Annotated in this window: 17 protein-coding genes; 6 read left to right on the forward strand and 11 right to left on the reverse strand. The window is 44.8% G+C overall.

Annotated elements, in window-relative coordinates; all coding sequences use genetic code 11:
* Positions 1 to 29: 29 nt before the first annotated feature.
* The 6 genes from manA to L4C44_RS08360 form a co-directional block, all read right to left on the reverse strand.
* Positions 30 to 1,235 carry a mannose-6-phosphate isomerase, class I gene (manA, locus tag L4C44_RS08335; protein ID WP_428804933.1) on the reverse strand — a complete coding sequence of 402 codons (1,206 nt, stop codon included), beginning with the start codon at positions 1,233 to 1,235 and terminating at the stop codon, positions 30 to 32.
* 293 nt (positions 1,236 to 1,528) lie between these two features.
* Positions 1,529 to 2,869: an MFS transporter gene (locus L4C44_RS08340; protein ID WP_428804848.1), complete on the reverse strand. Its 1,341-nt coding sequence runs from the start codon at positions 2,867 to 2,869 to the stop codon at positions 1,529 to 1,531.
* A gap of 8 nt (positions 2,870 to 2,877) precedes the next feature.
* Entirely contained in the window at positions 2,878 to 4,374 is a 1,497-nt protein-coding gene (uhpB, locus tag L4C44_RS08345; protein WP_428804849.1) for a signal transduction histidine-protein kinase/phosphatase UhpB, read from the reverse strand.
* Positions 4,374 to 4,982: a response regulator transcription factor UhpA gene (uhpA, locus tag L4C44_RS08350; protein ID WP_017061545.1), complete on the reverse strand. Its 609-nt coding sequence runs from the start codon at positions 4,980 to 4,982 to the stop codon at positions 4,374 to 4,376. The genes uhpB and uhpA overlap by 1 nt, the downstream gene beginning before the upstream one ends.
* Before the next feature lie 217 nt (positions 4,983 to 5,199).
* Positions 5,200 to 6,594: a hexose-6-phosphate:phosphate antiporter UhpT gene (uhpT, locus tag L4C44_RS08355; protein ID WP_428804850.1), complete on the reverse strand. Its 1,395-nt coding sequence runs from the start codon at positions 6,592 to 6,594 to the stop codon at positions 5,200 to 5,202.
* A 402-nt stretch (positions 6,595 to 6,996) separates the two neighbouring features.
* Complete coding sequence (locus L4C44_RS08360) at positions 6,997 to 7,335, reverse strand: DUF1840 domain-containing protein (RefSeq protein WP_146492573.1); 339 nt, start codon at positions 7,333 to 7,335, stop codon at positions 6,997 to 6,999.
* A 314-nt stretch (positions 7,336 to 7,649) separates the two neighbouring features.
* On the opposite strand from L4C44_RS08360, the gene L4C44_RS08365 reads away from it, so the two are divergent.
* On the forward strand, positions 7,650 to 8,840 hold the full coding sequence (locus L4C44_RS08365; RefSeq protein ID WP_327784963.1) for a GGDEF domain-containing protein: 1,191 nt from the start codon (positions 7,650 to 7,652) through the stop codon (positions 8,838 to 8,840).
* A 25-nt stretch (positions 8,841 to 8,865) separates the two neighbouring features.
* On the opposite strand, the gene L4C44_RS08370 is transcribed toward L4C44_RS08365, so the two are convergent.
* Positions 8,866 to 9,150 carry a hypothetical protein gene (locus L4C44_RS08370; RefSeq protein ID WP_285954832.1) on the reverse strand — a complete coding sequence of 95 codons (285 nt, stop codon included), beginning with the start codon at positions 9,148 to 9,150 and terminating at the stop codon, positions 8,866 to 8,868.
* Between the two features lie 158 nt (positions 9,151 to 9,308).
* On the opposite strand from L4C44_RS08370, the gene L4C44_RS08375 reads away from it, so the two are divergent.
* Positions 9,309 to 10,181 (forward strand): pirin family protein, encoded by an 873-nt coding sequence (locus tag L4C44_RS08375; RefSeq protein WP_428804851.1) that lies wholly within the window; start codon positions 9,309 to 9,311, stop codon positions 10,179 to 10,181.
* Between the two features lie 184 nt (positions 10,182 to 10,365).
* Here the strand turns inward: L4C44_RS08375 and ppnP are convergent, their stop codons facing one another.
* A complete protein-coding gene (ppnP, locus tag L4C44_RS08380; protein ID WP_017057600.1) occupies positions 10,366 to 10,647 on the reverse strand; it encodes a pyrimidine/purine nucleoside phosphorylase in 282 nt (93 codons plus the stop codon).
* Between the two features lie 307 nt (positions 10,648 to 10,954).
* Here ppnP and L4C44_RS08385 point away from each other — a divergent pair, with 307 nt between their 5' ends.
* Both L4C44_RS08385 and L4C44_RS08390 read left to right on the forward strand, forming a co-directional pair.
* Positions 10,955 to 11,419 carry a DUF2850 domain-containing protein gene (locus L4C44_RS08385; RefSeq protein ID WP_261886660.1) on the forward strand — a complete coding sequence of 155 codons (465 nt, stop codon included), beginning with the start codon at positions 10,955 to 10,957 and terminating at the stop codon, positions 11,417 to 11,419.
* 401 nt (positions 11,420 to 11,820) lie between these two features.
* Positions 11,821 to 14,361 (forward strand): glycosyl hydrolase family 18 protein, encoded by a 2,541-nt coding sequence (locus tag L4C44_RS08390; RefSeq protein ID WP_428804852.1) that lies wholly within the window; start codon positions 11,821 to 11,823, stop codon positions 14,359 to 14,361.
* A 119-nt stretch (positions 14,362 to 14,480) separates the two neighbouring features.
* On the opposite strand, the gene L4C44_RS08395 is transcribed toward L4C44_RS08390, so the two are convergent.
* Positions 14,481 to 15,329 (reverse strand): alpha/beta hydrolase, encoded by an 849-nt coding sequence (locus L4C44_RS08395; protein ID WP_428804853.1) that lies wholly within the window; start codon positions 15,327 to 15,329, stop codon positions 14,481 to 14,483.
* Positions 15,330 to 15,475: 146 nt separating this feature from the next.
* Entirely contained in the window at positions 15,476 to 16,069 is a 594-nt protein-coding gene (locus tag L4C44_RS08400) for a TetR/AcrR family transcriptional regulator (RefSeq protein WP_428804854.1), read from the reverse strand.
* Between the two features lie 161 nt (positions 16,070 to 16,230).
* Between L4C44_RS08400 and L4C44_RS08405 the strand changes: the two genes are divergently transcribed.
* Together L4C44_RS08405 and L4C44_RS08410 are read left to right on the forward strand one after the other, a co-directional pair.
* A complete protein-coding gene (locus L4C44_RS08405) occupies positions 16,231 to 17,187 on the forward strand; it encodes an AEC family transporter (RefSeq protein ID WP_428804855.1) in 957 nt (318 codons plus the stop codon).
* 122 nt (positions 17,188 to 17,309) lie between these two features.
* Positions 17,310 to 18,350: an acyltransferase gene (locus L4C44_RS08410; protein ID WP_428804856.1), complete on the forward strand. Its 1,041-nt coding sequence runs from the start codon at positions 17,310 to 17,312 to the stop codon at positions 18,348 to 18,350.
* Positions 18,351 to 18,473: 123 nt separating this feature from the next.
* Here the strand turns inward: L4C44_RS08410 and L4C44_RS08415 are convergent, their stop codons facing one another.
* Complete coding sequence (locus L4C44_RS08415) at positions 18,474 to 19,352, reverse strand: 6-pyruvoyl trahydropterin synthase family protein (RefSeq protein ID WP_428804857.1); 879 nt, start codon at positions 19,350 to 19,352, stop codon at positions 18,474 to 18,476.
* Between the last annotated feature and the right edge of the window lie 184 nt (positions 19,353 to 19,536).

Consider the following 19,536-nt stretch of genomic DNA (forward strand, 5'->3'; position numbering starts at 1 on the left):
CTTGATAGCATTTCCAGCTGACCACTCCCTTAATTAAACGCCCTAGCAACTCGTCCTTCACTACTCAATTCGTAATGACCAATATAGGCTGGAACAAACACTGATTGCCCTTTGGTGAGTGTTAAGTGTTCACCTTTCTGACTTATTAGCGTTAAATCATCATCGATTGCCATTAAAATTTCAGCGCCGCTTGTGATGATTTCTTCTTGCTTGGGGCTATGAAAGATATTGAAATCAAAGTCACTAACTGGGATATCATAGCGATCACATTGACCCAGTTTTGAGGGCGCTAACAACAAGCGTTCGAACGGGATTGGGGTGAACTCAGTGCAGGCAACCAACTCAGCGACATCAATGTGTTTTGGCGTTAAACCGGCACGTAACACGTTGTCTGAATTGGCCATAATCTCGAGTCCAGTTCCCTTAATGTAAGCATGCGGAGTGTTTGCATTCAAATACATCGCTTCACCTGGCTTCAGAGTGATAAAGTTAAGCAGCAAAACACAAAACAGACCGATATCGTTCGGGTATTGCTGGCTAAGATCAGTAATCAAAGCAAACTCAGCTTGGTCTTGGTGTGCGACTACGTAAGTCAGAAGTTGCTCTAATGCTCGGTGTTTACGTTGGTCATCTAGAGTTAACAGATCACGAAAAAACGCTTTTAAACCCTGAGAATCAAGGTGGTTGCCAAACTCTTCAACCAAACCAGCCAGCTCGCCAGAATTCAATTTTCTGAATAGACCTAATATTTCATCGAATTCTCGAAAGCCATTCATCGCTTGATATTCAGTGATCGCGTAAACCAATTCAGGTTTGTGGTTCGAGTCTTTGTAATTGCGATGCCCTGCGTTTAGGGGAATTCTTGCTTGCTCTTCTCTCGCAAAGCCAATTTCAGCTTGGCGCTTGTTTGGGTGAACCTGAACCGATAACGCTTTTTCTGCTGCCAAGATCTTAAACAAGAACGGTAGTTCACCGAACTCCTGCGCAATATCAGTAGATAGATAAGCGGGTTTATTCTTGTTAATCAGCTCAGATAGAGGTACCAAATGTTGGTCAAGCTTGACCATTGAGCAGCCCTTCGGATGCGCTCCCATCCAGACTTCCGCTTGCGGCTCTTGTGACTCATTCTTAAAGCCAAACAGCTCACGTATCGAAGAAATACTCCCCCATGCATAATTTTGAATGGTGTTTTCCATTGGGAAAAATGAGTGTTCTGAGAAGTGGCTGAGTGACATGGCGTTTTCCATAGTGAGCCCTTTGAACATAATTCAGAGAGCTGATTTCTAATAACGTAAATAATTAGAAAGACTACAGAGAGCAGCTAGGACCCACATGAGATGAGGTCTTAGACGCAATAGGAAAAATTCTTAGAAACAGGTGAGATCGATGAAAAGCGTGAAAAGAGTCACATTTGAATATCACGAGTAGAAAGCGCTGGATCAGATAACTGCTTGTATCGCACTGGTTACAGCAGCGATACAAGCAACAATACAAACACTAGCGACTATCTTGTTATCGAGAAGGCTCCTTAAAAGCCAGAGCGAACCTCTGCACTTTTCTGAGGTGATTGAGCTTGTAGAAAAGGGAGTAGCAGTAAACCGATGACCGCAGCACAAGTAGAGATGGTAATGAAGAATCCACTCCAGCCATAAGTTTCTAGAACGAGCGCTAATGGATAACCCGAGAGTGCTGCACCCATGTAAGCAAACAAGCCAACAAAGCCTGTCGCCGCCCCAGCAGAGTCTTTGTGCGAGCATTCTGCCGCCGCCATGCCAATAAGCATTTGAGGACCAAAAACAAAAAAGCCTACACAAAACAGCCCTGCCGCTTGAAACACAAAGTTGGTTAAAGGCATCAACCACAATGCAGAAACTGAAAGAAATATACCGATGGCAAACAAGATGTTCATTGGACCGCGGTTACCACCAAATAGCCTATCCGAACCCCACCCAGCAACAAGTGAACCAACGAAACCGCCAATCTCAAACAGAGACAAGGCAGCGTTGGCGTTGATCAAACTGTAATTGTGTTCTTCGGTTAGGTATAAGTTACCCCAGTCGTTAACCGCCGTTCTTACGATGTAAACCAACACATAACTAAAGGCGAGCAACCAAATATACTTGTTGCTGAACACGTAGGTTTTCAGGATTTCTCGATAGCTTAACCCTTGCCCGTGGCTCTCTTGTGCCAACTCTAGATGGTCATTGCGCCACTTTCCTACCGTCGGAAGTCCCATGGTGGTGGGCTTATCACGCAAACGCCAACAAACGATAAGACCGATAAATACGCCAATCACACCCGGCCAAATAAACCCCGCTCGCCAACTGAATTGCAGCGTCAGATAACCCACAAGAATAGGAATTAGCGCCCCACCCACGTTGTGTGCTGTATTCCAGATTGCCCAGCGAAAGCCTCTTTCGGAGCGAGAATACCAAGTCGTCAATAACTTAGAACACGATGGCCAGCCCCAACCTTGGAACCATGCATTGAGCACCCAAAGCAAGATAAAAGCCGCCAAAGAACTAGAAAAGCCAAACGCTATATTGATCAAGCCTGTCGCGATTAAGCCAAGCCCCATGAAGTAGCGCGGGTTTGAGCGATCCGATATCGTGCCTGAAATAAATTTCGATAAACCATAAGAAAGATAAAAGAGCGTGCCAATTAAGCCAATATCTCCTTTGTCCAAACCAAGATCGGTGATCATTGCGGGCGCGGCATAATTAAAGGTTTTACGAGTGAAGTAAAAACCCGCATAGCCGACATACATTCCTATCATGATGTGTAGGCGCCAGTAGCGATAACTCTGGTTGACTTCATCATCTGTTAGAGCATGAGTATTTGACGTAGCTGAGCGCAGAAATCCAAACATATTCGTTCTCACACTTTAGGTAATGTAACGCTGATATTGGTACCCGAAGATGAGCTATTAGCGTTAATGGTCATCTTGCCGCCGAGCGCCTGAACACGCTCTTGCATACCGCGAACCCCCATTCCTTTGAGAAGATCTTGCGCTGTAAAACCAACGCCATTATCTGATATCTGAAGATAAGCCTGATCATCTAAAATCAGTTCAATTTTAATCTCGCTCGCACTCGCGTATTTATGGGCATTGTTTAAAGATTCTTGACACAGTCGGAAGATAGTGACCTTGAGCGTGTCACTCAAACATGAATAATCACCTTGCCAATTTAACTGGATATCAACGCCATGGTCCGAAAACTCCATCTCCCGAATAAGCTGTTCCACGGAATCTTTTAGATCAAGATCGTCCAACATTTTAGGTCTTAGTTTTGTAAGTAGACGTTTGGTGGTGTCATAAACATTCAAAGACAATGACTCAATCGTACCCGCACAGCGAACACTCATCTCAGCGGCATCGACGCGTTTAATAATGCTTGCCTGTGTACGGATTGCCGTAATGTTTTGGCCTATTTCATCATGCAGCTCACGAGCTATATCACGACGAACCGACTCTTCTGCCGTCACTAGCTGGCGTGAAAGATTTTGATTCCTGGAAAGTTCACTTCGCAATTTCGAGTTGAGATCTTTCTGCTTTTGAACCGCTAAACCAAGCAATATACCTGTGATGGTTTGAGCAGATAGAGACAAGAGTAAGTCGGTAATTTCGAGTTTAGATGTTCCACTGTGAGCAGCAATCAATGCGACACTGTTTAACAGGGTCGCTAACAAAGCACCTTGCCACCCGTAACGAACCGCGAGCAAGATAATAGGGATCGCCATACAGAACGGGGCGAAGCGTCTTAGCTCATCAGGCAAACTGGTTTGTATCAAAATACTGGCGACCAACAAGACGCTGTATAAAGCGATGTGACGGATTTTGAACTCAACGACATTGTTGATTAAGTAAGAGCTCAGTGGCGCCCACTTGTTTTGGAATAGGTAGTTCCAGACTAGATAACACATCGGTACCAGCATCAGTCCGCCGGTGATACTCACCAACCACACCATATAAACGGCCGGAACATGAGAGCCTACAACGGCAACATTAATGAATGCTGTGACCATGATTAAGCTCGCCATCACTAACAAGTGACGATTCTGGTCACCAGAATAATAACGCTTGGCAATTAGCGTAGCAGGAATACTCAATCCACTGGCGATGAGTATCGTCAGCCATTGAGGTTCATCAAGCAGTAGAGCTAAAGCAATCGCGAGCCCCCACTCTGCAATATAGATGGCAGGCCAATAGTGGGTGCGAGTGTGCAGCGTCATTCCCAGTCGAAGTGAAAACGGGAAAAGCAGAATGGCTAACTCAGGGTCATTAATGAAATAGAAGGCAATAACCCATAAACAGAACCATGCACAGCCAGCCATAAAAACCCCACACAGGGAGGTGGCTAGGTAAGAACGCATTAGTACTGGTCTTGTGTAAACAGTTTCGCTAACTCGACGTTATTCTTAACATTGAGTTTGTCCATCGCATTGGCACGGTGTACATGCACCGTTTTATGGCTAACCCCTAGCTCTACGGCGATAGATTTTACATCGAGCCCTGTTGCCAATAACTGGCACACTTCGCTTTCTCTGCGGGTGAGCTGATTTAAAGAGGCTTTATTCTTCATGGGTGTCGCAAGCTTTATGGCGATATCAGGCGTGAGATAACAGCCACCATTTGCGCTCGTGTGTACGGCTTGGATTAACTCATCAGGGCTACAGCGCTTGCTGAGATAACCTTTGGCTCCTAACTCTAATGACTTCTCAACCATCGCCGGAGAGTCATGAACGCTCAACATGATGCTGGCAATGCCAGATGGAATCTCTTCCAATAAGCTCAGGCCACTTTCGTCCTGCATTGAGATATCCAAGATCACGACATCAGGGTGACAGCTTGGCAATCCTAGGCGCGCTTCTGCCGCAGAGTTGAATTCACCCACGACCGTAATATCAGCTTCAAGACTGAGTAATTGAGCAAAGCCAGATCGAACAATGACGTGGTCATCAACAAGCGCAACATTAATCATGATATTAACCAAAATTAAGAGTAAGAAAGAAAAATAGCCCCAACAGGAGCTATCTAAAATTAAGTTTATTGATAGAGATGATACTGAATCGAACTAACGATTGGTATGATCTCACGTGCTTTAAACCAATAAATCACGTGAGACTATCTACCCGAAACTCTCTTTGCGACCACAAATGCGCGAGAGCAAATACACAAGAACAGGCTCACCAAACTCGCTACGCGTTTTGAGCCGCTAAATGCATTTTCTTAGCGTGGCGAATCTTCTTCTCTTCGGCAACCGCAACGAATAGCAGCAATACGATACAAATAGCCGCTGAAGTATCGAGTGCAGCGAACGTTCCTTTCCAACCCGTTAAGCCGAAAATAGGCGTTCCATCCGCAATCATACCTAGGCCAAGTTTGGCAAAGCTATCACCAATTAAGTAAGCAAATGTGCCTTTCACGCCATCCGCAACACTGATTGCTTTCTTCGGCACGAAACCTACCGCAGCAACACCAATCAGCAACTGAGGACCAAATACTAGGAAACCAAGCACAAACAGTGACGCTAGGTACATGAACTCACTCGTTGCATGCTGGTAGAACTCTAGCGAAACGATAATCAGGCCAAGCGATACACAAGCAACTAAAGCACGGCGCCCATTCGCAAGGTCTGATAAATAGCCCCACATTAGCGTGCCGACCAGTGCGCCAACTTCAAACAGTGTGAAACCTGAAATCGCGGTTTCTTTTGATAGACCTAGCTCTTGATACGCATAAACGGTAGACCATTGATCGATACCGATACGAACAATGTACAAAAAGATATTCGCGAAGCAGAGCAACCAGATCACCTTGTTTTTAAGAACATACTCAACAAAGATCTCTTTCTTGGTCATTTGATTTTCTTCAGCGGCTGTATCTTCTTCGCTGATTTCTTCACCAAACAGCTCTTCAACTTTACCTAGGCCGTAGGCTTCTGGAGAGTCATTACCAAAGCGCATACCAATAAAGCCAACCACAATCGCGATGATAGATGGGAAAACGAACATACCAATCACATTGCCATCAAATATGTAGTTAGCGCCAAACAGAGCAACACCAGCTGCACCCGCACCACCCACGTTATGTGACATATTCCAAAGACCTAAATATGAACCACGCTTGTTACGAGGCGTCCATTTAGTGATGGTTGAGTAACTTGAAGGGCCACCGGTACTTTGGAAAAAACCACTCAATGCGTAGAAGGCCACCATCATGAATAAGCTAGCGCTGCCACCCCCCATACTGAAGCTGAAGCCCAACATGGCAATACCAGACAGGACAAGCATGAATGGCAGGAACTGCTTGGTGTTTTTACCATCGGCGTAATAGGAAACGACGGTTTTACCAATACCATAAGTAATTGAGAAACCAAGACCGATAAGACCTAGATCCGTCATTGATAATCCATAAGTAGAAATCATGTCGTTTTGCGCGACATTGAAGTTCTTACGGATTAAATACATGGTTAGGTAACCAATGAACACGACAAGGTAAGATTGTAGGAATGGTTTAAACCACATTTTTCTTCTAGTTTCGACCGGAAGATCCAGCGTCGGTTTTCTAACCTGATCTAGGAACTTTAACATTGTGAACTCTCTTATTTTTTCATGAGGTCTGCACGGCATAATTGCGACCATGCATTTTGTTAGTTGACCGTGAAATAATAAGGAGTCTAAAAATCGACCGCATGAGAGAGGGTCTTAGAATAACTAGGAAAAATTCTTAGTTCAGAATTGGGAGTGAAGAAAGCGTGAACAGTATCACTTTGTTTACGTTCTGTTATGTATTGATATTACGATAACAAAAGTCACTCATTTCAAGGCTGACGAACCTTGTAAACAAACAGAAACAAACTAAACACTTCGCAACAAACAAAGCGCCAGTATCGGTTCATCACCGTCAATTTCCATGGTATGACCGATACTGGCTCAACATTCATTCTTATTAAAATAGATGCAATAGGCTTGTTACGCTTCGAGCAAATCGTACTACAGTCGCTTACCGCTGCCGTCTTCCCACATCACTTCGCATTCATCCTTGATGGCGGCTTTTAATAATTCAACCAGTGGGAACGCTCGGCTACCGATATTAACAGACGCTTCAACAGCCTCTTCTTCATTGTCGTCACCAACATTCTCTTGCTCTACCTGCTTGCTCTGCTCAGAGGCAATCGCAACACGTAAGTTATTTAACGCTTGAGGAACCTCTGAAGCATCAATAGCACCTGGAATGGTACCGCTGTGCCCAAGCATCTTGATAAACTGAAGGCCGACTTCACCAAACATCGTGACGCTAGCATGGGCTTTACAACTAAAGGTGATTAACATAATGAGCCTCTCTTAATTTTGGTAGTTTACAAACTATGTTGAGTAACTCACTGGAAAGCAAGTAGATAATCACCAAATCGCTTCTTCTAAATCGAACCTTAAGTTACTCGTTACCAGGCAGTTTTGCACCTTCAGCGACACGCATCACCAATAATTATAGGTTGAGCATGTTTAATCCAAAACATTGATAGCAGTCACACTAAAAAGACGACTAGCACTCCGCAACGGCTATTATTTAATCTACTATTAACTCCATTATCAAAATCTTTGGCATAAATCACATGAAAAGGCTCGTCGGCAGACACCTAGAAGAAATGGCGGACATACGATCCACTCGCAAACAAAAAATTGTTTACTCCTTTTCACTGACTGCCGCTGTGTTATTCATTTTCTACACTTGGGCTTATTTCCAAGGTCAGCATTACACACTGTCGATTTTCGAACTGTGTTTTGCACTTATCGCTATCTCCAATGCATTTTACGTAAAAAAAGTTATTAATCCTGAATATTCAGAATTGATCCTGAGCGGAGTCCTTCTAGTTCAAGGCCTCATCCTATTTTTGTACAGTTATGCTATTCCCGACCGGATACTTTGGCTCTACCCGATTCTGGCGGCAGTCATTTTCATTAACGATTTCAGAATTGGCATTATTTTGAGCACCTCATTTTGTGTGTTTATCAGCACCTTGATTACCGCTATGCCTAACAACTTTTCTTTACCCTTTAACAGTACCCATCGATTTATTCTTAGTTTATTTACCATGAGCTTGGTGTGTCATACATCTGCCTATTACTACACAAAAGCCGTCAGTTATATTCAACGTCTGTATAAAGAAGGCATCGAAGATCTTGCCTACAGAGACCAACTTACCGGCTTGGCAAACCGCTGGAGCTTTGAGCGCTGGGCGGCTGAAAAACTTGCGACAGTCGATAGTGAGCGATCACTTACGGCACTAGTCTTTTTGGATATTGATGACTTTAAAGGCATTAATGACAGCTACGGGCACGACGTCGGAGACAGTGTCTTGCAGCATTTTGCCAATCGCTTGAGCAACAACATTCGAACCAGAGACAGAAAAAACCATGAATACGATTATTCCATCGCGCGCTTTGCTGGAGACGAGTTTGTTTTAATGCTCTACGATGTGCCAACTCGTAAAGATTTAGACGGCATTCTAGATAGGATTTGCGGGCTGTTCGAAAGCGGTTGCCAAACAAACGAGAGAATCAAGGAATTGACGCTAAGTGTTGGGGTTTCTTTATACCCACAAGACGCTCAAGAATTACATGAACTGACTAGATGTGCTGATAAAGCGATGTATGTTGCCAAGCATTCAGGCAAGAACCGATACGCTTATTATCACGATAATCCAGTATCGACCTTGATTGAGGAACTACCGACGAACCTAGCCTGCTTAGAATCTGATTCATCTGAACTTAAAGATTGTCTTGAAGCGCAGGTCGAAGGGAACAATGTGACGCGATTAAAAATGCGTCAACGCTAACCAGTACTATAACTCATCGGTGCTGCTAACCTGCAAGGTACATAAGCCAAAGGCTCACTAACCCAAGCATAATAATCCATATGACTTGCCGTGTTCGGTTTGGGTTATTACCTTTAGGTCGCCTCGCCACTGTTTTAAAAGCGGCTTGCTTAGCCGACTGAATAAACGGCGCCTCAATCTCACGTTTTTTCACGCGGCGTTTAACCGCGCTGTTTGCAACCTCTGTAAAACGCTGACCTTGCTCCGTTGTAAAGTCGTTATCAAAACCCATCCGACCATGCCTTTCGCCATGTTTTTGCTGAACTGCCATAGCGGCCTCCTTGGCGGTCTACTCTCTATTCAAGTATAGACATAATTTCATCTTGTTACCTGTTCAAGATTTTCGAATAAGTCACTCAACGCTATGCCATCTTCTTTTTCAATCAAATTACATAAACTACAGCTATTCAAGTTTATGAGGGTTTTAAAATGACGAATGTAAGAGCAGTAGATCATGTGATTGCAGCACATGCCACCTCCGACGGTGATGGCGTCAAAATCCAAAGACTCGCTGGTTTTAACAACGCACGTTTCTCTCCATTTTTGATGATTGATGAACTTAAATCGGATGAAAGCAAAGACTATGTTGGCGGCTTTCCTCCACATCCTCACCGTGGGATAGAAACGCTCACTTACATGCTGCAAGGTCACTTCCAACACAAAGACCATATGGGGAATGTTGGAGAACTGCGCAGCGGTGGCGCGCAGTGGATGGCTGCAGGTCGTGGTGTCATTCACAGTGAAATGCCAATGATGGAAGAAGGCGCGCTGCATGGTTTCCAGATTTGGATAAACCAACCTGCGACACACAAAATGCAGCCGGCGCAATATCACGACTTCCAAAGTGAAAGCATTGTGGAACATCAAAGTGAACAAAGTGGTTTGTTAAGAATGATTGCCGGAGGGTTTGAGCTGCACAACCAAACCGACGATGACTCAGAGGCTTTACGAGCTCAAGGCCCATTACAGAAAACAGGTGTGCCATTAAGCGTTGCGGACTGGCGAGCTCGTTCAGGCCAAGAAGTTTCCTTGGGCACTGAGGCTGCTCATAATGCCATGACTTACGTGTACCGAGGCAGCATTAAGATCGGTGGTAAGGTCATAAACCAAGGTCAACTTGCGTTCCTGACCAAAGCTGAACTGCTTTCTTTGAGTAGCTTAGAAGATTCAGGGGTGTTGATTTTTGCTGGTCAACCGATTGATGAGCCTGTTGTGCATTATGGTCCGTTTGTCATGAACTCGATGGAAGAGATTGAACAGACTATTCAGGACTACAACAACGGCGTTTTTGAGACTTATTAATGCCCGTGCTTTGAGCTTTGATGAGCTTTGATTAAGGGACTTAGCAACGAACAACGAATTTTGGTCGTCCATTTGATGACTGTAAAAACAAGTGACACTATCCACTGCCGGTTACTATCACTTATTCAACCACGCTCTAGGAGCGTGGTTTTTTCTTATTGAGCAGAAGCTAGTTTGAGGCTTCTTATAGGTACTCACACAAGTAAGCCGTTGCTTCTTTTACTTGCAGGTCGAAAGAAGAATCGCCCGCAACGTCAAAAGACTCACCAGATTGGTATGTTGTCCAATCGTCATCGCCAACACGCTTTACAATCAGAGCGCCTTTAACCACAGTCATCTTTTCAGGAGCAGCAGTTCCGAATGTGTATTCACCCGCCGCCATCACACCAACACTCACATCAGCGCCAGATTGGTTAAACGCTAGCGACTTAACGCCACCTTCAAAGTATGTGTTTTCTTTAATCATTGTACTTCCTTGTTATCTTCAAATTGCAGTTATTGGGCTCAACGAATAAGCCTATGCGTAAATTTAGGTGATAATTGTTTTAACCAATTCACGGCTTTCCCACAAGAAATAAATACGCATAGCTTAAGCATTTCGACAATTGAGATGCATTGATTGAGCAAATACCACCAGAAAAGCTGAAAATTATCCAAAGCAACCCATTTATCTAGAACATTCGATCCTGCTTCTAACTCTTATAACAATCTTTGCAAACTAAGATTTTAATTTATAGACTTAAGAACGGTACATGTGAGGAAATGAAGAGATAATGGCAAAAAAGCCCACTAAAAGCAGAGATCTATTTGCCAACTCGCTACTTTACGGCTTCCTATTAGCTGGCTTTATGATTGCCCTCACCGCAGGCTATTTTGCTTATCAAGCCCACCAACAATCTGTCAGTCCAAGTAATGTTCATGGCACATGGATAGAAATTGGTGCTCCCCCTTACAAAACCGATATTCTGACGCTTTCAGACAATGGCGTGATGATGAACCATCGCTTCATCAGTACTTCGTTTGATTTTGATGGCAAGGTTGTCACGATCAATACAGGTTCTGGACCGACGGTTTACACCATCAGCGGTACCTACGACTCTCCTCGTTTAAAGCGATTGGTGCCTAGTACACCCTCTCAGCAGTTCATCAAAGAAGGTTATGAAGATACCGCAACCGGTGACACTCACAGCATCATGCAGCAACGACGAGCTTCACTGGCAGAGCAATTCAAAAGATAGCCATCGATCCCCTAAGAGCTCTCGATACGCTTTAAGCACTTTCTCAACACCCTTTAAATACCTTACCTAACGTTCAATACTCTGTGATGCTGCTTCAAGGTTGCGATATTTTCATATAGTTTGTCGCACCTTTACATAACTTCATGTCGTGTAATTTCACTTATGAGACTTTCCTACTGAATGATGTTTTATTTTATAAAACATGGACTCAATCTCTCACTCATTAAGCAACAAAATTGTAACAAGATACAATTTTTTAGTTGTCCATCGAAAACGGATTTATTTTCAGTTATGAAATTAAAACTCTCTCGAATACTGACGAGGAAGCTCCTTCAAAACTGACTGGAGCCGCTTATGGGGCCATTTGGTTCTCGTAACCTTCAAGGAATGAGAGAAATAGTATGATTCGTATAAATACCTGTGCTGCAAGCATTGCTCTAGCGCTATCTGGTACAGCGTTAGCTGCTCCGACAGCACCGAGCATCGACATGTACGGTTCCAACAACCTACAATTTTCAAAAATCGAACTCGCGATGGAAACCACCTCTGGCTACAACCAGATGGTTAAATATCACGACAAAGCAAAAGTCGACGTTAAGTTCAACCAATGGAGCGGAACGTCAGGAAACACGTACAACATCTACTTTGATGGCGTTAAAGTCGCCACAGGCCCAATCACTGGCAGCCAAACCACGGCTTCATTCGAATACGGCCAAGGCGGCTTATTCGATATGGAAATTGAAGCGTGTGACGAAACAGGTTGTAGCAAAAGCGCACCCGCTAAAATCACGATTGCCGATACCGATGGCGCACACTTAGCGCCACTTGCGATGAATGTGGATCCAAACAACAAGTCATACAACACAGATCCAAACACGGTAGTAGGTACTTACTTTGTTGAGTGGGGTATTTATGGTCGTGACTACACGGTAGATAACCTACCCGCTGATAACTTGACCCACATCCTTTACGGCTTCATCCCAATTTGTGGTCCTAACGAATCAGTAAAATCGGTAGGTGGAAACAGCTACAACGCCCTAATGACAGCTTGTCAGGGTGTTAATGATTACGAAGTAGTGATTCATGACCCATGGGCTGCTTTCCAGAAGAGCTTCCCTCAAGCGGGGCACGAATACAGCTCACCGATCAAGGGTAACTACGCGATGATGATGGCGCTCAAACAGCGTAATCCTGATTTGAAGATCATCCCATCGATTGGTGGTTGGACACTGTCTGACCCATTCTTCGATTTCACTACCAAAGCAAACCGTGACACCTTTGTCGCATCGGTTAAGAAATTCCTTAACACATGGAAATTCTACGACGGTGTGGATATCGACTGGGAATTCCCTGGCGGCGGCGGTGCTGCGCCCGATCTAGGTGACCCAGTAAATGATGGCCCGGCTTACATTGCACTAATGGCAGAACTACGCGTGATGCTAGATGAGCTAGAAGCTGAAAATGGTCGTACTTACGAACTCACATCAGCGATCGGTGTTGGTCACGATAAAATTGAAGACGTGGACTACGGCGATGCTATCCAATACATGGATTACATCTTCGCAATGACTTACGACTTCTACGGCGGTTGGAATAACGTGTTGGGTCACCAAACAGCATTGAACTGCGGTAACTTCATGCGCCCTGGTCAATGTGATGGCACAGGACTTGATGAAAATGGCGAACCATACACAGGCCCTGCTTACACCACAGACAACGGCATCCAACTGCTTCTTGAGCAAGGTGTTCCAGCTAACAAGCTTGTTGTTGGTACAGCGATGTACGGTCGTGGCTGGGAAGGCGTATTACCATCATCACTTTCAGATCCGAGCGACCCTATGACAGGGGTTGGTAACGGAAAACTGAAAGGCAGCTCTGCACAAGGTGTATGGGAAGATGGCGTTATCGACTACAAAGGCATTAAGGCGAACATGCTTGGTGCGAACAACCAAGGTATCAATGGCTTCGAATACGGCTACGACGAAATGGCAGAAGCGCCTTACGTTTGGAACCGCACTTCAGGTCAGCTGATCACATTTGATGATGACCGCTCTGTAAAAGCAAAAGGCGCGTACGTTCGTAGTCTTGGTCTTGCAGGTCTATTCTCTTGGGAAATTGATGCAGATAATGGCGATATCCTAAATGCAATGCATGAAGGTCTAGCAGGTGGTACCACCGATCCTGTAAACCGTAAACCAACTGCAGCAGCAGGTGCCGACCAATCGGTTGAAGGCCCAGCTTCTGTTTCTCTAGATGGCAGTGCTTCAAAAGACAGCGACGGCACAATTGCGAGTTACTCTTGGTCACAAGTGAGCGGTCCAGCCGTAACACTGGCTAATGCCAATGCAGCTATTGCAAGCTTCGATGTTGTTGAAGTCACACAACAAGAGACTCTAACATTTAGCCTAACCGTAACAGACAACGAAGGCGCAACGTCAACAGACACGGTTGTTGTAACGGTAAATCCTAAAGACACAGGCCCAGTCAACACAGCACCAGTTGCAGCGGTTTCGGCTCCGGCTGAAGTCAATGCGGGTGACGTTGTTGTGGTTGATGCGTCAGCGTCTAGCGATGCGGATCAAGACACATTAACCTTCACTTGGGATGTACCAGCAGGTATCAACGCAACAGTACAAGGCGCTTCAGTAAGCTTTGTCGCGGCGGAATACACGCAAGACACGGTACTGAACTTCTCTGTAACAGTGAGTGATGGTACCGATACATCAGTCGCGGCTACTTCAGTGAAAGTCCTCAAGAAAACCACAGGCGGTGGCACGTGTACTAACGCTTGGGATTCAAGTGCAGTCTACACTGGTGGCGACCAAGTGACTCAAGGCGGTAAGGTCTGGGAAGCGAAATGGTGGACAACAGGTGAAGATCCAACAACGACGGGCCAATGGGGCGTGTGGAAAGAGATCGGCCCAGCAAGCTGTGCTAACTAAGACAACATTCGTTAAAGCCAATTAAATCACTAAAAACAAAGGCCAACCGGAACAAGTCTGGTTGACCTTTTTGGTATTTGTTTTCTTAATCCACGTTCTACTTGTTTGAGTAGTTAAACTCAACTAATCAGGTTATCAAAGCTCTCGAATACTTGCGGGCACTTCATCACTCGACCGTGACCTTGGCCTTGAGTGGCAATCAAAGTAACGCGGTCCATCTCATTCGCAGCACGTTGAGACACATCAAACTTAGTAAACTTGTCTTTCTCATCATGAACAATGATCGTTTGAGACTGACGAAGCGCTAGCTTGCCATAAGGATCAACAGACTGAATTGGGTAGTTAAATTGCTCTTCAACTTCACCAACGACCGCCTCAAACAACTTCATTGAGTAACCAGAACGAGCCACGCTGCCAAATAGGTTTTCGAGGTAATCGAGTACTGGAGCGATCAACAACAGTGGCTTGTTTTCCAACTTAACATGCTTACATTCCAACGCAGAAGCCGTACCCATACTGTGGCCGACCAAGCCTGCTACTTCGCCAACCGAATCTAGAATCGCTTCCAAGCCATTCACAAACGCAGGGATATGACCATGAACACCATCACTGCCACCATGAGCTGGATGATCGTAAGCCAAAGCCGTAAAGCCTTTAGCAGCGATATGTTCCATCAGAGGAAAGAACTGACTCGCAGTGCCAGACCAACCATGAGTCAGCACCCAAACTGGACCTGTACCCAAAGAGTACGTTTTTAAAACGCCATCACGGCCTTTGATTTTACTCTTGATCAGCCCTTTAGGATCAGCATTTTTTTGCTCGGTACGCATTGGGGTCAGCAATAACTTACGCGCTGTTTTCTTTGCATGGCTCGGCGCGAGAATGTAATGCAGGTTGGTTGTTGCACCGATCAGGCTGCGCTTGAAACTGAATTTGTTCGATGTATTAAAATAGATTTTGTCACTCATGACCGTTCCTTGTATCGCCATCTTGATTGGCGGCTCGAGCTCGGCCCTAAAAAAATCGAACGACCGTGCTATTTGTTGATTTAAAAATGGGGCAAAGCTCTGTACAGCTGCTTGCCACCACTTCTCTTAAAATTGTTAGACGCGAGTTAAGCCGCTTTCCAGCTAGCGATTAAGCGCTCTACGCCACTCCAAAAATGGGTGTGGCTCGCTTCCTGCCCTCGCAATGAGTAGAACAAGTTTGCACTCAGGTAGAGACCGTATAACTCGAAGGTTGCCTGTTTCGGATCTAAGTCGGATCTGAACTGCTTGCTCTCAACCGCTTTTGCTACCTGAATCGTCAAGTAATCAATCCAAACCGAAATGGTTTTCTGCAGTGCTTTCTGAATCACAGACGTTTCACTGCCTGCATCTTTCCAAGCATCAATAAACATACAGCTACCTTGGAACGAATGATTCCAGCCCAGCCAGTTATCGAGCAGCTGCTTCAATTTCGCTTCAATATCACCATCACCGAGCTCTCGCGCAGGAATGATGACTCTTTCAGTGAATATGGCGTTGGAATATTCGAGTACAGAGAGCTGCAGGTTCTCTTTAGAGTTGAAGTGCGCAAACAAACCACTCTTAGACATGCCACACTGCTTGGCTAATTCGCCAATCGTCAAACTCTCAAGCCCATTCTCACTCGCAAGTGCGAACGCATGGCTCAAAATATACTCTTTGGTTATCTTTCCCTTGCTCATTATTCACCAATAATAAATCTGTTACGTTATTTTTAGCACGTTCGTTCTTTTTTTCAAGAATTTTTACTTAACCCTTGCTATTCATTTTGTCTTATCAAAGAACTGTGGAAAAATGCGACAGTATTCAAAGGAAATTGAAATCGACTAACAGAGGGAAAAGAATGAACACACTTTGGGAACAGTTTGCGTTTTCGGCGTCAGTAACAGGCCCTATCTGTTTAATGCTGTTTCTTGGTGTGATGCTCAAGCGAATTGGCTTAATCAATGACAACTTCATTGATGTCGCATCCAAGGTGGTGTTTCAAGTCACTCTACCCGCGATGTTATTTCTCAGCATTGTTCAGTCTAACCACGATTTTACCGCAAGTGGAAAGCTCGTCATCTTTGGCTTGTTAGCCAACCTAGCCTTCTTCGTGTTCACCACTGTCAGCACTAAAATGGCCTTTAAAAAGCCTCAAGACCAAGGTGTGATAGTGCAAGGTGGCTTTCGCGCCAACACCGCTATTATCGGGCTTGCTTATGTTGCCAATATATACGGCAACGATGGTGTCGCACTCGCTGCTCTTTATGTCGCCTCCTTGACGGTTCTCTATAATATTCAGGCTGTTATCGCGCTCACTCCAAAGGGCCAAGAGTCGGGTGACAAAGCCATTCAAGTCATCGTTAAAACACTCACCAAAAACCCTCTTATTATCTCGATCGCCTTAGGTGTACTATTCTACTTACTGTCGATTCCAGTACCGAAAATGGTGACTGATGCAGGACAATATTTCGCTAATATGACGTTACCGTTAGCCCTTTTGTGCACGGGAGGGTCGCTTGATATACGCTCGCTGAAAAAAGATAAGGGCCCGACTTGGTTCTCGACCGGATACAAACTGGTTTTGGCTCCGTTACTGATCACGCTTGCTGCCCTGTTCTTTGGTTTTAGAGGATTAGATCTTGGCCTTATCTTCTTGATGAGCGCCGCACCGACCGCTGCTGCGAGCTATGTTATGGCACGTGCTATGGGCGGTAATTCAACATTGGCTGCTAATATTATCGCACTCACCACTGTTGTTTCACTAATCACTTGCACGCTTGGTATTTTCGTACTTACTGCAATGGATTTAATATAGCTGCGACAGGCTTCAAAGAATCAATACAAGCCTTAAAACAAAGCTCGCAACCCTTGATTTAGCGCTAACTGATTCAATAAAAAGGCTGTTAGATTCTACGAAAATTTTATTAGAGATCTGATATGTCTTCCGTTCAACATACGCCTTCACAACGCATCGCCAGTATTGAGTTAGGCCGAGTGATTGCTATCTTAGCGATCATTGGCTTACACGGCCAAATGGCACTTACTTACTGGCAAATCGATGAAGTGCCTTGGATTGGTTATGTGCTTAACCAAACTGCTCGTTTTGCGGTGCCTTTGTTTTTCCTAATTTCCGGTTATCTTATTAAGCCCAAGCTAACTGCATCCCCGTGGCAAACCGTCATTAATTACTCCAAACCACTGCTTAAGGTTTGGTTGGCATGGAGCATCATTTGCTTAGTGATGCCATTCAACCTCGCAAAGGTAGAAGAGTTTGGCTACCTAGGTGAGCGCGAAGGCTATTGGGGTTTCTTAATGAACACTCCACTTAACTCTTTCTTAGAGGGCGGATTGGTGCATTTGTGGTTCATTCCAGCCCTTGTGTGCGCAGTGTTGATCATCGCTTTATTGGTTGAATTGAAGCTCAATAAACTTCTATTGCCGATCGCTATTGCGCTCTATGGCTACGGTGCTTTGGCAGGAAGCTACGCAACGCTAACCGGATTAGAAGCCCCCTTCTTCACGCGCAATGGTCCGTTCTTTAGCACTTTACTCGTTACCGCTGGTTTTCTGATTCGCCAACACCAATGGCACCTATCATCAGCAAAAGCGTTGGGGTTAGTCGCTGTGGGAATGATCATCCATTTTTCAGAAGCAGCATGGTTAACCCAGTTTGATATCGCCTTTAATATTCACGATTTCTTATTTGGTACGGCTTTGTGGGGGATTGGTGTGTTCATGTGGCTTTTAGCAAATCCAAACATCGGCAATTACGCTTGGGTTCGTGCCATTTCAAATCGCATGCTGGGTATCTACGTAAGCCACTTACTGATCATTATCGTGTTGTTCAATGTCTGTGGAATCTTAGGCATTACGGAATTGGCAAAAGACGTTACGGTATTTTTTGGCACCGTATTACTCAGCTTTGGGGTGGTCGTTGCGATTGAGAAAAGCCCACTGCGACACGTACTGCTTCGTTAGCACCAACAAAATCGCGCTAATAACCTTCTCGGTTTAACTAGCCACAAAAAAGAAAGGCAAGATAACTTAGTATCTTGCCTTTTTTGTTCAGATTGAAAGTGAACTTGCGTCACTCATGAGGTGTTATCGGAACGCCATCGCGCCTTTACCTACCCCTTCATAAGCCACAATTTGTAGTGATTGGTTTTCTACCAAACTTGGGGCTACTTGATCCGCAATGTAGCCTGCCAGTAATTCCACCGTGGTATCGGTTGGTAAGATTTCCGTTTCGCTCTTAGCAATCGCTAGCTCAAATTCGCCTTGTGGCGCTGTGTAGCGGAAGCCATAGTGACTTTCATCATTAACACTGTTCGCTTGTTCACTCAGGTTAAGTGATGAAACTGAAACTTGGTCTTCTTTAGAGCCTAAATAGATATCTTCCCAGCGCTGAGCAAACGCCTGCTCGCGTTGTTCATCACGTTGACCATCAACCACAATTTCGACAGGAGAACGGTGACCATGTGCGATACGCTGGCAGTTACCGTCGTGCTTTTTCAAGCCATGGGTATAGTGGTAAAACGCACCATTAATGTTTTCATGGCGAAGGGTGATCTCTAACCCTGTGACGTTACTTGGTAGGTTATCGCGAAGAATATGATAAACATGAGCGGTCACACTCTCGATGGTGATCGCTTCAGCATCAATCAAACAGTATGCTTCATCAGGGCAGTGCAGGTGCAGGCTTTTATCACCACGCAACACATCCACCTTAGAGTAACCGGCTTTGCTCGCCTGATGCACGATTGCAGCGCTTTTCATTGGCAGCAGTAAGCGGTGGTCAACATGTTGATCAACCAGCTGTTTGATCTGCTTTTTGACCTTACTAAAATCCAGCACCATGCTCATTTCATTAAGTTCACCAGACATGGTGACATCTAAAATCCAACTATCTCCTACGACCCCTCTGTGCTCACAAATGTATGAAGAATCGATAACGGTAAGGTCTCTTACAAATAGGTTCAAGTTGAACTCCTTAATACTTTAATGAGATACGGGAGGCTGAATAATGTTCAGCAGGCACTTCGTCTCATTGGTGTCTAGATAAAATAGGACGGGCAGGATGTTACAACGAGCTTATAAAGTCCACCTTTTTACACCCTCTTCCGATAAAAGAACAAACTACATACAATTTCCGCTAAAACATAGA

This window comes from Vibrio satsumensis (assembly GCF_050337435.1).
Taxonomy (GTDB): Bacteria; Pseudomonadota; Gammaproteobacteria; order Enterobacterales; family Vibrionaceae; genus Vibrio; species Vibrio satsumensis.

Bases quoted from the DNA above. Each gene is read 5' to 3' on its own strand.
- manA (WP_428804933.1), bottom strand. From the start codon at position 1,235: ATGTCACTCAGCCACTTCTCAGAACACTCATTTTTCCCAATGGAAAAC.
- L4C44_RS08340 (WP_428804848.1), bottom strand. From the start codon at position 2,869: ATGTTTGGATTTCTGCGCTCAGCTACGTCAAATACTCATGCTCTAACA.
- uhpB (WP_428804849.1), bottom strand. From the start codon at position 4,374: ATGCGTTCTTACCTAGCCACCTCCCTGTGTGGGGTTTTTATGGCTGGC.
- uhpA (WP_017061545.1), bottom strand. From the start codon at position 4,982: ATGATTAATGTTGCGCTTGTTGATGACCACGTCATTGTTCGATCTGGC.
- uhpT (WP_428804850.1), bottom strand. From the start codon at position 6,594: ATGTTAAAGTTCCTAGATCAGGTTAGAAAACCGACGCTGGATCTTCCG.
- L4C44_RS08360 (WP_146492573.1), bottom strand. From the start codon at position 7,335: ATGTTAATCACCTTTAGTTGTAAAGCCCATGCTAGCGTCACGATGTTT.
- L4C44_RS08365 (WP_327784963.1), top strand. From the start codon at position 7,650: ATGGCGGACATACGATCCACTCGCAAACAAAAAATTGTTTACTCCTTT.
- L4C44_RS08370 (WP_285954832.1), bottom strand. From the start codon at position 9,150: ATGGCAGTTCAGCAAAAACATGGCGAAAGGCATGGTCGGATGGGTTTT.
- L4C44_RS08375 (WP_428804851.1), top strand. From the start codon at position 9,309: ATGACGAATGTAAGAGCAGTAGATCATGTGATTGCAGCACATGCCACC.
- ppnP (WP_017057600.1), bottom strand. From the start codon at position 10,647: ATGATTAAAGAAAACACATACTTTGAAGGTGGCGTTAAGTCGCTAGCG.
- L4C44_RS08385 (WP_261886660.1), top strand. From the start codon at position 10,955: ATGGCAAAAAAGCCCACTAAAAGCAGAGATCTATTTGCCAACTCGCTA.
- L4C44_RS08390 (WP_428804852.1), top strand. From the start codon at position 11,821: ATGATTCGTATAAATACCTGTGCTGCAAGCATTGCTCTAGCGCTATCT.
- L4C44_RS08395 (WP_428804853.1), bottom strand. From the start codon at position 15,329: ATGAGTGACAAAATCTATTTTAATACATCGAACAAATTCAGTTTCAAG.
- L4C44_RS08400 (WP_428804854.1), bottom strand. From the start codon at position 16,069: ATGAGCAAGGGAAAGATAACCAAAGAGTATATTTTGAGCCATGCGTTC.
- L4C44_RS08405 (WP_428804855.1), top strand. From the start codon at position 16,231: ATGAACACACTTTGGGAACAGTTTGCGTTTTCGGCGTCAGTAACAGGC.
- L4C44_RS08410 (WP_428804856.1), top strand. From the start codon at position 17,310: ATGTCTTCCGTTCAACATACGCCTTCACAACGCATCGCCAGTATTGAG.